The following is a 12,819-nucleotide window of genomic DNA, read 5'->3' as shown; positions in this document are numbered from 1 at the left end:
AGACGCCGCGCCATAGCCGGCCGCACGGAAGCCCGCGCCGATTCCCGTTACTACTTTCGGGGTATGACGACGCCGCGGACGGTTTGATTGAGCGTAACGCCGATCTATGACACACTTAACGGCCGCTTGAAACGGGCGCGCCAGGCTCCGCATTTGCGCCGTTTTGCGGGATTATTTACCCGCGCCTCATCCCAGGGTTCAGATGGCACTATGTTAAGATACCGTGGCATTAGCGGCCGGGGCCGAGACTGAAGCATGCTGCAAGGCAATGCCCTGGCGGCGGTACGCGGCGACCGCCGGCTGTTCGCCGGTCTGGACTTTGCCCTGGATGCCGGCGAACTGCTCTATGTGAACGGTCCCAACGGCAGCGGCAAGACCACGCTGTTGCGCATGATCTGCGGCCTGGTGGCGCCTGCGGAGGGGTCGATCCACTGGAATGGCGAGGATATCCGCACGGCGGGTGACGCCTATCGCGCGGAGGTGGTGTATCTCGGCCACCTGAGTGGCGTAAAGGACGACCTCGACGGTCTGGAGAATCTCCGCATCAACTGCCGGATCGCCGGCCACGACCCGTCCGGAACGGAGCTGGTGCGGGCGCTTGGCGAGATGGGCCTGGGCGGGCTCGAGACCCTGCCGGCGAAGGTGCTGTCACAGGGCCAGAGGCGCCGCGTGTGCCTCGCCCGACTGCTGCTCACGCGCGCGCACCTGTGGATCCTTGACGAACCGTATGTCGCGCTGGACAGTGCCGCGGTGGAATTGCTGCAGGCGGTGATCCGCAATCACCTCGCGCAAGGCGGCCTGGTGGTCCTGACGACCCACCAGCAGGTGGCGATCGACGCGGGCGCCGTGAAGCAGCTGAGATTAGGTTAGGGGACGGACTTAAGTCCGTCCCCATATGGATGCGGGGGACAGATTTCCAATCTGTCCCCCTACTGGTTAGATAGATATGAGCGGCACCGGACTGCTGAGCGGCACCCGCAACATCCTGGCGCGCGATCTTACGATTGCAGGCCGGCGCGTGACCGACGTCCTGACGACGCTGTTCTTTTTTGTGATCGTGGTGAGCCTGTTCCCGCTCGGCGTCGGTCCGGAGATGGCGACCCTGCGCATGATTGCGCCCGGCATCCTGTGGGTGGCCGCGCTGCTGGCGACGATGCTGTCGCTGGGGCGTCTGTTCACCGCCGACCACATGGACGGCACGCTGGAGCAGATGCTGTTGAGCCCGCATCCGCTGTCGCTGATCGTGCTCGGCAAGGTGGCCGCGCACTGGCTGACGACCGGTGCGCCGCTGGTGCTCATGTCGCCGCTGCTCGGCCTGCAGTTCGGCCTGAGCGGGCCCCTGCTCGGGGTGCTGATGCTGACGCTGCTTATCGGCACGCCGGTGCTGAGCCTGGTCGGGGCCATGGGCGCGGCGCTGACGCTGGGATTACGCGGTGGCGGCGCGCTGATATCATTGCTCGTTCTGCCCCTGTACATCCCGGTGCTGATCTTCGGGGCGGGGGCGGTGGAGGCGGTGGCGAGCGGCCTCGAGGCGGGCGCCCACCTGTCCCTGCTGGGGGCGCTGCTGGTGCTGGCCCTGTGTTTCGGTCCGTGGGTGACGGCGGCGGCGCTGCGAATCTCGCTCGAATGAGGCGGGTGACGGTACTTTGGCGATGACATCACGGATAAAACGGGTATAGCAGGACGCATGGCTCCCAACTGGTTCAAGTATTCCTCCCCGGTCAGCTTCTATCCGCTGGCGGGGCGTCTCGTCCCCTGGTTCGGCGTGGCCGCCGCGCTGCTGACCCTGGCCGGGCTGTACCTCGGCTTTGTCGTCGCGCCGACGGACTACAAGCAGGGCGAGGCCTACCGCATCATCTTCATCCACGTGCCGGCGGCCTGGATGTCGATGTTCATCTATCTGGTGATGGCGTTCTATGCCGGGCTCGGCCTTGTCTTCAATACGCGCCTGTCGGCCTTCATGGCGCGGGCGCTAGCGCCGACCGGCGCCCTGTTCACCTTCATCGCGCTGTGGACCGGCGCGCTGTGGGGCAAGCCCATGTGGGGCGCGTGGTGGGTGTGGGACGCGCGGCTCACCTCGGAGCTGATCCTGCTGTTCCTCTACCTCGGTTTCATGTCGCTGCAGGCGGCGATCGACGAACCGCGCCGGGCGGCGCGCGCGAGCGGCCTGCTGGCGCTGATCGGTGCGGTCAACGTACCCATCATCTATTTCTCCGTACAGTGGTGGAATACCCTGCACCAGGGCGCCTCGATCAGCCTGGACAAGGGCTCGACCATGGCGGCGACGATGCTGACCGCCATGCTGGTGATGACGCTGGCCTTCTGGATGTATACCATCGCAGTGGTGCTGGCGCGTGTGCGCTGCGAGATCCTCGAGCGCGAGCGCCACAGCGAGTGGGTGGCCGAGGTCGCCGCACGGGAGGTACCATGAACCCGGCCGAGTTTTTCAGCATGGGAGGCTATGCCTTCTATGTGTGGGGATCCTACGCGGTGACGGCCGTGCTGATGCTGCTCGAGGTGGCGCTGGTGATGCGGCGGCGGCGGACTCTTCTGGGCCGCCTGGGTCGAATTCACGGAGATGCACAGAGGGGCGGGGGAGCGCAGACGGGCAATGAAACCCAGGCATAAACGATTGGCCTTTATCGTGATCGGACTCGCCGGTATCGCCGTCGCCGCGGGGCTGGTGTTGAATTCTTTCAGCGGCAACCTGGTGTTCTTCTTCAGCCCGTCCCAGGTGGTAGCGAACGAGGCCCCGGTCGGCAAGACCTTCCGCCTCGGCGGGATGGTGGTGGACGGCAGCGTCCAGCGCGAATCCGACGGCCTGACGGTGCGCTTCGAGGTGACCGACACCGCGAAGGTGGTCCCGGTGGTGTTTTCCGGCATCCTGCCCGACCTGTTCAGCGAGGGTCAGGGCGCGGTTGCCCAGGGACGGCTCGGCGAAGACGGCGTGTTCTACGCCGACGAGGTGCTGGCCAAGCACGACGAAACCTACATGCCGCCCGAGGTCGCCGACGCCCTCGAGCAGGCCAAATCCGCCAACAGTCCGGCCGCCATGCCCGGCGCGTCGAGCCTCGTGGAATAGTGCCCGATGGATAGCAGAGGAGTGTGCCCATGATACCGGAGATCGGACATTTCGCCCTGATACTGGCCCTCGCCATGGCGCTGACGCAGAGCACGCTTCCGCTGATCGGCGCGGCACGCGGCAAGGCGGCGTGGATCCGCGTGGCGCGGCCCGCGGCCCAGGCGCAATTCGTGTATGTCGCGATCGCGTATCTGTGCCTGACCTACACCTTCATCACCAGCGACTTCTCGGTGCTCTATGCGGCGGAGCATTCCAACACCCTGCTGCCGCTGCCTTACCGCATTGCCGCGGTATGGGGCGGCCATGAGGGCTCCATGCTGCTGTGGATGCTGATCCTGAGCGGCTGGACCTGCGCGGTCACGCTGTTCAGCCGCAACCTGCCGGATGACATCGTGGCGCGCGTGATCGGTGTGCTCGGCCTGGTCGCGATCGGCTTCCTGCTGTTCATCCTGCTGACCTCGAACCCGTTCGAGCGGCTGGTTCCGGCGCCGCTCGAAGGCAACGACCTCAATCCGCTGCTGCAGGATCCGGGCCTGGTGCTGCACCCGCCCATGCTGTACATGGGCTACGTCGGGTTCTCGGTCGCCTTCGCCTTCGCCATCGCGGCCCTCCTCAGCGGCCGGCTGGACGCGGCGTGGGCGCGCTGGTCGCGGCCGTGGACCACGGTGGCGTGGATGTTTCTCACCCTGGGCATCGCGCTCGGCAGCTGGTGGGCCTATTACGAGCTGGGCTGGGGCGGCTGGTGGTTCTGGGATCCGGTCGAAAACGCCTCCTTCATGCCGTGGCTGGTGGGCACCGCGCTGATACATTCCCTCGCGGTGACGGAGAAGCGCGGCGCGTTCAAGAACTGGACCGTGCTGCTCGCGATCATCGCCTTCTCGCTCAGCCTGCTCGGGACCTTCCTGGTGCGCTCGGGCGTGCTGACTTCGGTGCATTCCTTCGCCAACGACCCGCGCCGCGGCGTGTTCATACTGATACTGCTCGCGCTGGTGGTCGGCGGCTCGCTGCTGGTGTACGCGCTGCGCGCGCCGCGCGTCAGCACCAGCGGCGGTATCACGGTCGTCTCGCGCGAGTCCCTCCTGCTGATGAACAACGTGATGCTGGTGACCGCCTGCGGCACCGTCCTGCTCGGCACGCTCTATCCGCTGTTCCTGGACTCGCTCAACCTCGGCAAGATTTCCGTGGGACCGCCCTACTTCGAGTCGGTGTTCGTGCCGCTGATGGCGCCGATGGTGTTCCTGATGGGAATCGGGCCCATCGCGCGCTGGCGGAAGGCTGAACTGCCCGAACTCGCGCTGCGGCTGCGCTGGGCCTTCCTCAGCGCCGTCCTGGTCGCGCTGGCGCTGCCCTTCGCGCTCGGCAAGTGGACGCCGATGATCAGCCTCGGACTGCTGCTCGCGGCCTGGCTGATCGTCACCATCGGACTCAACATCGGGCGCCGCATGCAGCGCGCGCGCGCGGCCGGCACGCCTCCGTTCGCGGGCCTGTCGCGCAGCTACTGGGGCATGCAGCTCGCCCACTTCGGCGTTGCGGTCTTCATCATCGGCGTCACGCTGGTGCAGGGTTTAGAGGTGGAAAAGGACCTGCGCATGGGCGTCGGCGATTCCACCACCATCGCCGGATACACCTTCCGCTTTGACGGCGTGGTGGAGAGCAAGGGAGCCAACTTCGTTGCCGAGCGCGGTTATGTGCAGGTGAGCCGGGACGGGCGCGACATCGTGCTGATGCATCCCGAGAAGCGCGTCTACACCGTGCAGACCATGCCGATGACCGAGGCGGCGATCGATACCGGGCTGCTGCGTGACCTCTACGTCTCGCTCGGCGAACCCCTCGAAGGCGGCGCCTGGAGCGTACGCATCTATTACAAGCCCTTCGTCGACTGGATCTGGGGCGGCTGCCTGCTGATGGCGCTGGGCGGCCTGCTGGCGGTCAGTGACCGGCGTTACCGCCTCGCGCGTGCCAGCGCCCGTGACGAGGACGTCGCCGGCCCGGCAGGCGAGGGCGGCACCGCGCCGGCGCTGCCGATGGAGGCCAAGTCTTGAGGTTGCGACTGCTGTTGCCGCTGGCGGTATTCGCGCTGCTGGTGGTCTTTCTGGGCAAGGGGCTGGTGCTGAATCCGAGCGAGGTGCCGTCGCCGCTGATCGACAAGGCGGCGCCGGATTTCAGCCTGCCGCGCCTGCATGACGCCGCCGCGCAGATCTCCAACAGGGACATGGCGGGCAAGGTATGGATGCTGAACGTGTGGGCCTCCTGGTGCGTCTCCTGCCGGCAGGAACATCCGCTGCTGGTCGAGTTGTCGCGGCGCGGGATCGTGCCGATCTACGGCCTCAACTACAAGGACACGCGCGACGAGGCCGTCACCTGGCTGCGGCAGCTGGGCAATCCCTACCTCGAGAGCGCCTTCGACGCGGACGGCCGCGTCGGCCTGGATTACGGCGTCTACGGCGTGCCGGAGACCTATGTGATCGACGCGCGCGGCGTGATCCGCTACAAGCAGATCGGGCCGATCAACGTGGACGCGCTGCAGAACCGGATCCTGCCGCTGATCCGCGAGCTGCAGGGGCAGGCCTGATGCGCCCCCGTGGAGCGGTGCGGCGGCGGCTCGGTGCGGCGGCGTGGCTGCTGGCCGTCCTGATCGGCGCGTGGGGCATGGCCCCGCTGTCGATCGCGGGCGAGGCGGAATCGATGCTGGACCCCGCCCTGGAGGCGCGCATCAAGAACCTCGAGGCGGAATTGCGCTGCCTGGTGTGCCAGGGGCAGTCGATTGCGGAGTCCGACTCCGGGTTCGCGCAGGACATCCGCGCCGAGATCGAGGGCATGATGCGGGCGGGCAAGTCCGATCAGGAGATCACCGAGTTCCTGGTGCAGCGCTATGGCGATTTCATCCTGTTCCGCCCGCCCGTCAAGTCCACTACGGCGCTGCTGTGGGCCGGGCCGCTGATCCTGCTGACAGCGGGGGCGGTGCTGCTGGTGGTGATGACCCTGCGCCAGCGCCGCGCGCCGCGGCGGGAACTCAGCGCGGAAGAGGTCCGGCAGGCAGAGTCCCTGCTGGGTGTCAAAGAGACGAAGGATAAAGGCGGTTCATGACCCTGTTCATCATCGTGGCCGTGCTGTTGCTGGGCGCGGCCCTGCTGTTCATTGTGCCCCCCCTGCTCAAGCGCGAGGCGGCTGACCAGGCCGTCGAGCGCAAGGCGCTCAACATCACGGTCTACCGTGACCAGCTTGCCGAGATGGGGCGCGACCTGCAGAACGACGTGCTGACGCAGGATCAGTACCGGCAGGGACGCGAGGAGCTCGAGCGGCGTCTGCTCGAGGACGTCGCCGAGGCGCCGGGGCCCGCCGCACCGCCGCATCGCGCCGCGCGCGCCAGCGCGGCTGTGCTGGCGGTGCTGGTGCCGCTGCTGACGGTCGGCGCCTACGTCCTGCTGGGCGCGCCCGGTCTGTTGGCGCCGCAGCCGGCGACGATGGCCGCCGCGGGTGGCGGCGAGGGGGACATGGCACACCAGATCAACCAGATGGTGGAGCGGCTGGAGCAGCGCCTGGCCGCCGAGCCGGAAAACGCCGAAGGCTGGGCCATGCTGGGACGTTCTTACCTGGTGCTGGAGCGCTTCGACGACGCGCGCGCCGCGCTCGAAAAGGCGGTGGCGCTGAACCTGCAGACCCCGGACCTGCTGGTGGATTACGCCGACGCGCTGGCGATGGCGAGCGGTCAATCGCTCGAGGGGCGCCCGCTGGAACTGATCAACCAGGCGCTCGCATTCGACCCGAACAACCACAAGGGCCTGTGGCTGGCCGGCACCGCGGCCTACGAACGCGCCGACTACCGCGCCGCGCTCGACTACTGGCGCCGGCTCTACGCCATGGTGCCGAAGGATTCCGAGGCGGCGCGGGCGATGGAGGGCAATATCGCCGAGGCGGAAAGCCTGCTGGGCGAGGCCGGGGGAACGCCGTCCGTTTCCGCGCCGCAGACGGCGGCGGCCGCCGCCCTGAAGGGTACCGTGCGCCTGGACCAGGCGCTGCGCGGCCGCGTGCAGGACACCGATACGGTGTTCGTCTTCGCCCAGGCGCCGAACGGACCGCGCATGCCGCTTGCGGTGCTGCGCGCGCAGGCGGGTGACCTGCCGCTGCAGTACGCCCTGGACGACTCCATGGCGATGGATCCGTCGCTGAACCTGTCGCGCTTCGCCGAGGTGGTGGTGGTCGCGCGCGTTTCCAGGGACGGCAGCGCCATGCCCAAGAGCGGTGATCTGCAGGGCCGCAGCGCGGTCGTGCGCACCGCCGCCGCCGCGCCCGTGGACGTGGTGATCAGCGAGGTACTGCCCTGAGCAACGCGGCGCAGTGCCGCGCGCGCTGACGGGCGCCGCCATGCGCGCGTTTGCCGCCTCCCTGTGCATGGCCGCGGCGCTCATGTCCTGCAGCCAGGCGCCGCCCCCCGATGCCCTTGTCGAAGGACGCCGTTTTCCCGCGCTGACGCTGAGCAATTTCGACGGCAGCCGCGAGTCCCTGGAACAGTATCGCGGCAGGCTGGTGGTGCTGAATGTGTGGGCGACCTGGTGCGCGCCCTGCCGCCAGGAACTGCCCGGCCTGGAGCGCCTGCATCAGACGCTGGATCCGGCGCGTTTCGCCGTCATCGGCCTGTCCGTCGATGCGGAGCGCGATATCGCGCAGGAATTCCTGCGCGAGAGGGGCGTGACCTTCAAGAGCTACCTGGACAAGGAAGCCGCGCTCGTGCGGCGCGTGCTCGAGATCCGGGTCTACCCGGACACTTTCATCATCTCGCCCGAGGGCGTGCTGCTGAAGCGCATCGTCGGCGAGCGCGACTGGGGCCGGCCCGAACTGCCCGCCATTCTCGAGGCGGCCGCCGGCGGGAGCCTGGACCGGCTGCAGGATGTATAATGGCGCCCACACCCGGCGCGTTCACTGCCGGGGAGCAGGGTGCCGACGGGGTGAAGGGGGGATGATGACCGGATTTCATGCGTACATTCGCGGGCTGCGCATGCTGGCGCTCGCGGCGGGGATGGCGGGACTCTGGCAGCCGGCCATGGCGGCCGACCCGCTCCAGGGCCGCAAGATTTACAAGACCCATTGCGAGAACTGCCATGGCTCCAGCGGCGTCGGGCAGATCCCGGGGGCGCCTGATTTCATGCGCGGCGACACCCTGATGAAACCGGACCTCGAACTGATGCGCACCCTGAAGTCCGGGCGCGGGATGATGCCGGCCTATCAGGGCATGTTCACCGAAACCGAACTCCTCGACGTCATCGCCTATCTGAGAACCCTGCGCCTGAATCGATGAAGCGTTCGTTCTGCGGCGCAGCGATCCTGCTGGCGGCGGCGCTGGGAGCCTGCTCCAGGGACGGGCAGGAGCAGGCGGCGGCGACTGCGCCACCGGAGCCGGTACCGGCGCCCGCCAGGATTCTGGAGACATTCGAGGTCGGCCAGGACGTCTATGTGCGCGCCCTGGCGGCGGATCCTGACGCCGGCGCGCTGTGGGTGGGGACCTCGCTCGGGGTGCATGAGATCGATCTTGATACGCGCGAGGTACGCAAGACGTATACCCGCGGCGACGGGCTGGCCAATGAATACGTGTTTTCCGTCCTGGTCGACAGCGCGGGGGACAAGTGGTTCGGCACCAACGGCGGCGGGGTGACGCGCCTGCGCGGCGCGGAGTGGAAGACCTGGTTTCCGATGCACGGCCTGGCAGACTACTGGGTGTACGCATTGGCGGAGGATCCCGGCGCCGGGATCTGGATCGGCACCTGGGCCGGCGTCAACCGCCTGCCGGCGGAAGGCGGCGCATTCGAGACCTATCACGACGAGCTGGTCAACGAGTGGGTCTACGGTATCGGGGTGGATTCCAGGCGCCGCGCGTGGTTCGGCACCGAGGGCGGCGTCTCGATGTTCGACGGGGAGCGCTGGCGCGAATGGACCCATGCCGACGGACTCGGCGCCCCGAACCGTGACAAGCTCCCGCTCAGCAGCAACACCGGCCTCGGCACGCGGGCGCGTCACGATCTGAGCGTCCTGGTTGACGGCCAGGCGAGCTACAACCCGAACTACGTGTTCTGCATCCATGTCGGCAAGGACGACCGCGTATGGGCCGGCACCTGGGGCGGCGGGGTGAGCCGCTTCGATGGCGAGCGCTGGAGCAACCTGAGCACGGCCGACGGGCTGGCCGGCAATATCGTGTTCGCCGTCGCCGAGGACGCGCGCGGCAATCTCTGGTTCGGGACCGACCAGGGCCTGTCACGCTATGACGGCAGCGCATGGCAGACCTTCCGCCGCGCCGACGGACTGCCGGGCGAGGCGGTGTACGCGCTGGAGGCGACCGCCGCCGGCGAGGTTTGGGCGGGGACGCGGGGCGGCGTGGCGCGGATCGGTGACTGAGGCGGTACATCGGAAAATGGGGACAGATTTATTTTTCTCATGCAAAGGGGACAGATTTAAAATCTGTCCCCGGCCCGTAATAAATAAATCTGTCCCCACTTGTTGCGGGAGCGGACGACCGAGATGAAATTCGATCATAAAACCTGGGCCTTGCTCATCGTGCTGGCGGGCGTCTTCGTGGTGGGCGGCTACCTCCTCGGCGCCAACCAGGGCAAACGCGGCACCGGGCAGGAGATCCGCGCGCCGCTCGACGAGGTCGATCCCGCCGCGCCGCTGCCGGCCGGACATCCGACGCTGCCGCCGTCCGGTGATGGCGCTGTAACCGCGCCGGGCATGGGCGCGGGTGACCGGCGTTTCACCCACTTCCGCGTCGGCAACCGCAACGTCAAGGGTCTCATGGTGGAGTCGAACGTGGCCTGGATTGGCACCTCGGGCGGGGTGATCCGCTACGACGCCGCGACGGACAGCCACAGCATCTTCGACAACCAGGTCCCGGGCATCCTGTCGAACGGCATCTTCCATATCAGCCGGCTCGACGACAGGATCGCGGTGGGCACCTACGGCGGCGGCCTGTCCCTGCTGGACCCGGCGACCGGACAGTGGAAAAACTACAATATTCCGCAGGGGCTCGCCGACCAGTTTGTCTACGATGTCCAGAAGGCGCGCAACGGCGACGTGTGGATTGCGACCTGGTCCGGCGTCAATCGCATCCGTAGCGGGGCGCTCGACGATCCCGCCCGCTGGGAGACGTTCACAATGGAGAACACCTCCGGCGGATTGCCCAATCCCTGGGTCTACAATCTGGCGGAGGGCGCCGACGGCGATATGTGGTTTGCGACCGAGGAAGGCCTGGCGCGTTATCGGGACGGCGCCTGGAAGCACTGGAAGCACGGCGACGGACTCGGGGCGCCCTATGAGCTGGTGCGTGACGCGATCCAGTTCACCAGCGATCCGGCCGCAGCCTCCCAGCACCACGCGCAGCAGAAGGCGGAGCAGGGTATCGAGGACCTCAAGGTCGCCTACAATCCGAATTACGTCATCTCGCTCGACGTCGACCGCGACGGCACCGTATGGTGCGGCACCTGGGGCGCCGGCCTCGCCCGCTTCGACGGCACGACCTGGAAGAATTTCACCACCGCGGACGGACTCCCCGCCAACCACATCTTCATGCTGTACCGGGACCGCGGCGGCCGGCTCTGGATCGGCACCAGCCAGGGACTGGCCCGGCTCAATGACGATGGCGCCTCCTTCAGCGTGATGACCACGGCGGACGGCCTGTTCGCGAACAATGTCTTTTCGATGGCGCAGGCCGACGACGGCACCCTGTGGGTGGGCAGCTTCGGCGGCGTCGCCCGCATCGCGGGAGGCGGATGATCCGCGCCTGTCCGCCGCCGACCGGTTCCGCATGAAAACACCGGGTTCCCGCGCCGCGCTGCTGATCGCCGGCCTGGCGCTGGCGCTGCTCGCGGCGGGCGCCAGCGTCGATGCGTTGTTCCCGGGTGTCATGCCCGGCGGCACAGCCGGGGCGTGGTTCGCACTGGCGCTGGCCGTGACGTTCGTCTTCGGACTGTGGCGCCTCGCCCACCACGGCGTCGTGCGTCCGCTCGACCGCATGGAGGAGCAGGTCGCAGTGTCGGAGCACCGCATCCGCGCCGTGCTGGACCATATCGTGGACGCCGTCGTCTACGTGAACGAATACGGCGTGATCGAATCCTCCAACCCCGCCGCCGAGCGCCTCTTCGGCTTCGGCGCCGACGAGCTGCGCGGCAAGGGAATCGCCGAACTGCTGCCCCCGCCGCCGGGCATCGGCGCGGCGGCGGGGGAAGGACTCCCCGCGCATCTCGCCGGCATGGACGGCGAGATGCGCGAGGCGAGCGGGCGCCACAAAAGCGGTGCACTGTTCCCGCTCGAGCTGACCGTAAGCCGCATGACGATCCATGGCCGGCCGCACTACGTCGGCATCCTGCGTGATATCACCCAGCGCCGCGCACAGCTGGCGGCACTGCGCCACCAGGCTCTGCACGACGCCCTCACCGGCCTGCCCAACCGCGCGCTGCTGTTCGACCGCATCGAGCACACCATCCGCGGGGCGCGCCGCAGCCACCAGCCGCTCGCCCTGATGATCACCGACCTGGATCACTTCAAGGAGATCAACGACACGCTGGGGCATCCCTTCGGCGACCTCATCCTGCAGGAGACGGCGCGCCGCATGGGCGCGGCGATGCGCAGCTCGGATACCGTGGCCAGGCTCGGTGGAGACGAGTTCGCCCTGCTGCTGCCGGCCACCGATGCCGGCGACGCGGTGCGCATCGCCGACAAGGTGATGCGCGAGATCGAGCGGCCGTTCGAGCTGGAGGGGCACAATTTCATGCTCGGCGCGAGCATCGGCATCGCTATGTTTCCCGATCACGGCGATGATGCCAGCACGCTGATGCGCCACGCCGACGTGGCGATGTACGCGGCGAAGCGCGAGCACTGCGGCCACGCCGTGTACCGGTCCGAGCTGGACCGGCACAGCCTGGAGTACCTCGCGCTCAAGTCCGAGTTGCACACGGCGCTGGAGAGCGACCAGCTGAAGCTGTGCTACCAGCCGGTGATCGATCTGCAGAGCGGCCAGGTGACCGGGGTGGAGGCACTGGTGCGCTGGAATCACCCGACCCGCGGACTGCTCGCCCCGGATGAATTCATCCCGCTCGCCGAACGCACCGGCCTGATCCGGGGGCTCACCCTGTGGGTGCTGAATACGGCCGCGCAGCACAGCCGCACCTGGGCGGCACACGGACTGGAGCTGCGCATCGCGGTCAATCTCTCGGTGCACAACCTGCACGACGGCGGCCTGCCGGAGACCATCCGCGGGATCATCGGCGGCGGCGGGCAGCCCCTGCAGCTCAGGCTGGAGATCACCGAGACCGCGATCATGCCCGGATCGACGCAGGCCCTCGAGGTGCTGAACCGCCTGAGCGCGCAGGGCGTCCGGATCTCCATCGACGACTTCGGCACCGGCTACTCGTCGCTGGCCTACCTGAAGCGCCTGCCGGTGGACGAGGTGAAGATCGACAAGTCATTCGTGTCCGCCATGGCGCTCGACAACGACGACGCGGTGATCGTGCGTTCGACCATCGACCTGGCGCACAACATCGGGTTGCGCGTGGTGGCGGAAGGCGTGGAGGACCGTGCGACCTACGATCTGCTCGCCGGCATGCGCTGCGACTCGGTGCAGGGCTTCTACATCAGCCGGCCGCTGGAGGCGGACGCCGTGCTTGCCTGGCTGCGGGATTCCGCCTGGCGCCCCGCCGCCGTGGGCGCGCGTTAACAGCATCGGGGACAGATTTGTAACCTGTCCCTGTTTC

Annotated in this window: 14 protein-coding genes; all 14 read left to right on the top strand. The window is 67.8% G+C overall.

The genetic code is table 11. The annotated features are described in order from the left end of the window. Positions 1–255: 255 nt before the first annotated feature. A complete protein-coding gene (ccmA, locus tag IPK65_00930; protein MBK8161748.1) occupies positions 256–870 on the top strand; it encodes a cytochrome c biogenesis heme-transporting ATPase CcmA in 615 nt (204 codons plus the stop codon). A 76-nt stretch (positions 871–946) separates the two neighbouring features. Next, positions 947–1,630: a heme exporter protein CcmB gene (gene ccmB / locus IPK65_00925; protein MBK8161747.1), complete on the top strand. Its 684-nt coding sequence runs from the start codon at positions 947–949 to the stop codon at positions 1,628–1,630. A 57-nt stretch (positions 1,631–1,687) separates the two neighbouring features. Then, a complete protein-coding gene (locus tag IPK65_00920; protein ID MBK8161746.1) occupies positions 1,688–2,431 on the top strand; it encodes a heme ABC transporter permease in 744 nt (247 codons plus the stop codon). After that, the gene (gene ccmD / locus IPK65_00915; GenBank protein ID MBK8161745.1) at positions 2,428–2,628 is read left to right on the top strand and encodes a heme exporter protein CcmD; all 201 of its coding nucleotides are present in this window, start codon (positions 2,428–2,430) and stop codon (positions 2,626–2,628) included. Before IPK65_00920 ends, ccmD begins: the two co-directional genes overlap by 4 nt. Next, positions 2,612–3,082 (top strand): cytochrome c maturation protein CcmE, encoded by a 471-nt coding sequence (ccmE, locus tag IPK65_00910; protein MBK8161744.1) that lies wholly within the window; start codon positions 2,612–2,614, stop codon positions 3,080–3,082. Before ccmD ends, ccmE begins: the two co-directional genes overlap by 17 nt. Before the next feature lie 29 nt (positions 3,083–3,111). After that, positions 3,112–5,124: a heme lyase CcmF/NrfE family subunit gene (locus IPK65_00905; protein MBK8161743.1), complete on the top strand. Its 2,013-nt coding sequence runs from the start codon at positions 3,112–3,114 to the stop codon at positions 5,122–5,124. Next, complete coding sequence (locus IPK65_00900) at positions 5,121–5,654, top strand: DsbE family thiol:disulfide interchange protein (protein ID MBK8161742.1); 534 nt, start codon at positions 5,121–5,123, stop codon at positions 5,652–5,654. The genes IPK65_00905 and IPK65_00900 overlap by 4 nt, the downstream gene beginning before the upstream one ends. Beyond that, positions 5,654–6,169 (top strand): cytochrome c-type biogenesis protein CcmH, encoded by a 516-nt coding sequence (locus tag IPK65_00895; GenBank protein MBK8161741.1) that lies wholly within the window; start codon positions 5,654–5,656, stop codon positions 6,167–6,169. The genes IPK65_00900 and IPK65_00895 overlap by 1 nt, the downstream gene beginning before the upstream one ends. Continuing rightward, positions 6,166–7,407, top strand: a complete 1,242-nt coding sequence (ccmI, locus tag IPK65_00890; protein MBK8161740.1) for a c-type cytochrome biogenesis protein CcmI — start codon at positions 6,166–6,168, stop codon at positions 7,405–7,407. Before IPK65_00895 ends, ccmI begins: the two co-directional genes overlap by 4 nt. Positions 7,408–7,447: 40 nt before the next feature. Further along, positions 7,448–7,978, top strand: coding sequence for a TlpA family protein disulfide reductase (locus IPK65_00885; GenBank protein ID MBK8161739.1), 531 nt, complete (start codon positions 7,448–7,450; stop codon positions 7,976–7,978). A 121-nt stretch (positions 7,979–8,099) separates the two neighbouring features. After that, the gene (locus IPK65_00880) at positions 8,100–8,378 is read left to right on the top strand and encodes a c-type cytochrome (GenBank protein ID MBK8161738.1); all 279 of its coding nucleotides are present in this window, start codon (positions 8,100–8,102) and stop codon (positions 8,376–8,378) included. After that, on the top strand, positions 8,375–9,469 hold the full coding sequence (locus tag IPK65_00875; protein ID MBK8161737.1) for a regulator: 1,095 nt from the start codon (positions 8,375–8,377) through the stop codon (positions 9,467–9,469). The genes IPK65_00880 and IPK65_00875 overlap by 4 nt, the downstream gene beginning before the upstream one ends. A gap of 123 nt (positions 9,470–9,592) precedes the next feature. After that, on the top strand, positions 9,593–10,843 hold the full coding sequence (locus tag IPK65_00870; protein ID MBK8161736.1) for a regulator: 1,251 nt from the start codon (positions 9,593–9,595) through the stop codon (positions 10,841–10,843). A gap of 31 nt (positions 10,844–10,874) precedes the next feature. Then, complete coding sequence (locus tag IPK65_00865) at positions 10,875–12,782, top strand: EAL domain-containing protein (protein ID MBK8161735.1); 1,908 nt, start codon at positions 10,875–10,877, stop codon at positions 12,780–12,782. Positions 12,783–12,819: the final 37 nt, after the last annotated feature.

It is taken from the genome of Gammaproteobacteria bacterium, assembly GCA_016712635.1.
Classification (GTDB): domain Bacteria; phylum Pseudomonadota; class Gammaproteobacteria; order SZUA-140; family SZUA-140; genus JADJWH01.
Note: the sequence above shows the minus strand (reverse complement) of the source record. Positions and strands in the feature narration are given on the sequence as shown.

Coding starts and splice junctions, on each gene's coding strand:
- ccmA (MBK8161748.1), top strand. CDS start 256: ATGCTGCAAGGCAATGCCCTGGCGGCGGTACGCGGCGACCGCCGGCTG.
- ccmB (MBK8161747.1), top strand. CDS start 947: ATGAGCGGCACCGGACTGCTGAGCGGCACCCGCAACATCCTGGCGCGC.
- IPK65_00920 (MBK8161746.1), top strand. CDS start 1,688: ATGGCTCCCAACTGGTTCAAGTATTCCTCCCCGGTCAGCTTCTATCCG.
- ccmD (MBK8161745.1), top strand. CDS start 2,428: ATGAACCCGGCCGAGTTTTTCAGCATGGGAGGCTATGCCTTCTATGTG.
- ccmE (MBK8161744.1), top strand. CDS start 2,612: ATGAAACCCAGGCATAAACGATTGGCCTTTATCGTGATCGGACTCGCC.
- IPK65_00905 (MBK8161743.1), top strand. CDS start 3,112: ATGATACCGGAGATCGGACATTTCGCCCTGATACTGGCCCTCGCCATG.
- IPK65_00895 (MBK8161741.1), top strand. CDS start 5,654: ATGCGCCCCCGTGGAGCGGTGCGGCGGCGGCTCGGTGCGGCGGCGTGG.
- ccmI (MBK8161740.1), top strand. CDS start 6,166: ATGACCCTGTTCATCATCGTGGCCGTGCTGTTGCTGGGCGCGGCCCTG.
- IPK65_00885 (MBK8161739.1), top strand. CDS start 7,448: ATGCGCGCGTTTGCCGCCTCCCTGTGCATGGCCGCGGCGCTCATGTCC.
- IPK65_00880 (MBK8161738.1), top strand. CDS start 8,100: ATGGCGGGACTCTGGCAGCCGGCCATGGCGGCCGACCCGCTCCAGGGC.
- IPK65_00875 (MBK8161737.1), top strand. CDS start 8,375: ATGAAGCGTTCGTTCTGCGGCGCAGCGATCCTGCTGGCGGCGGCGCTG.
- IPK65_00870 (MBK8161736.1), top strand. CDS start 9,593: ATGAAATTCGATCATAAAACCTGGGCCTTGCTCATCGTGCTGGCGGGC.
- IPK65_00865 (MBK8161735.1), top strand. CDS start 10,875: ATGAAAACACCGGGTTCCCGCGCCGCGCTGCTGATCGCCGGCCTGGCG.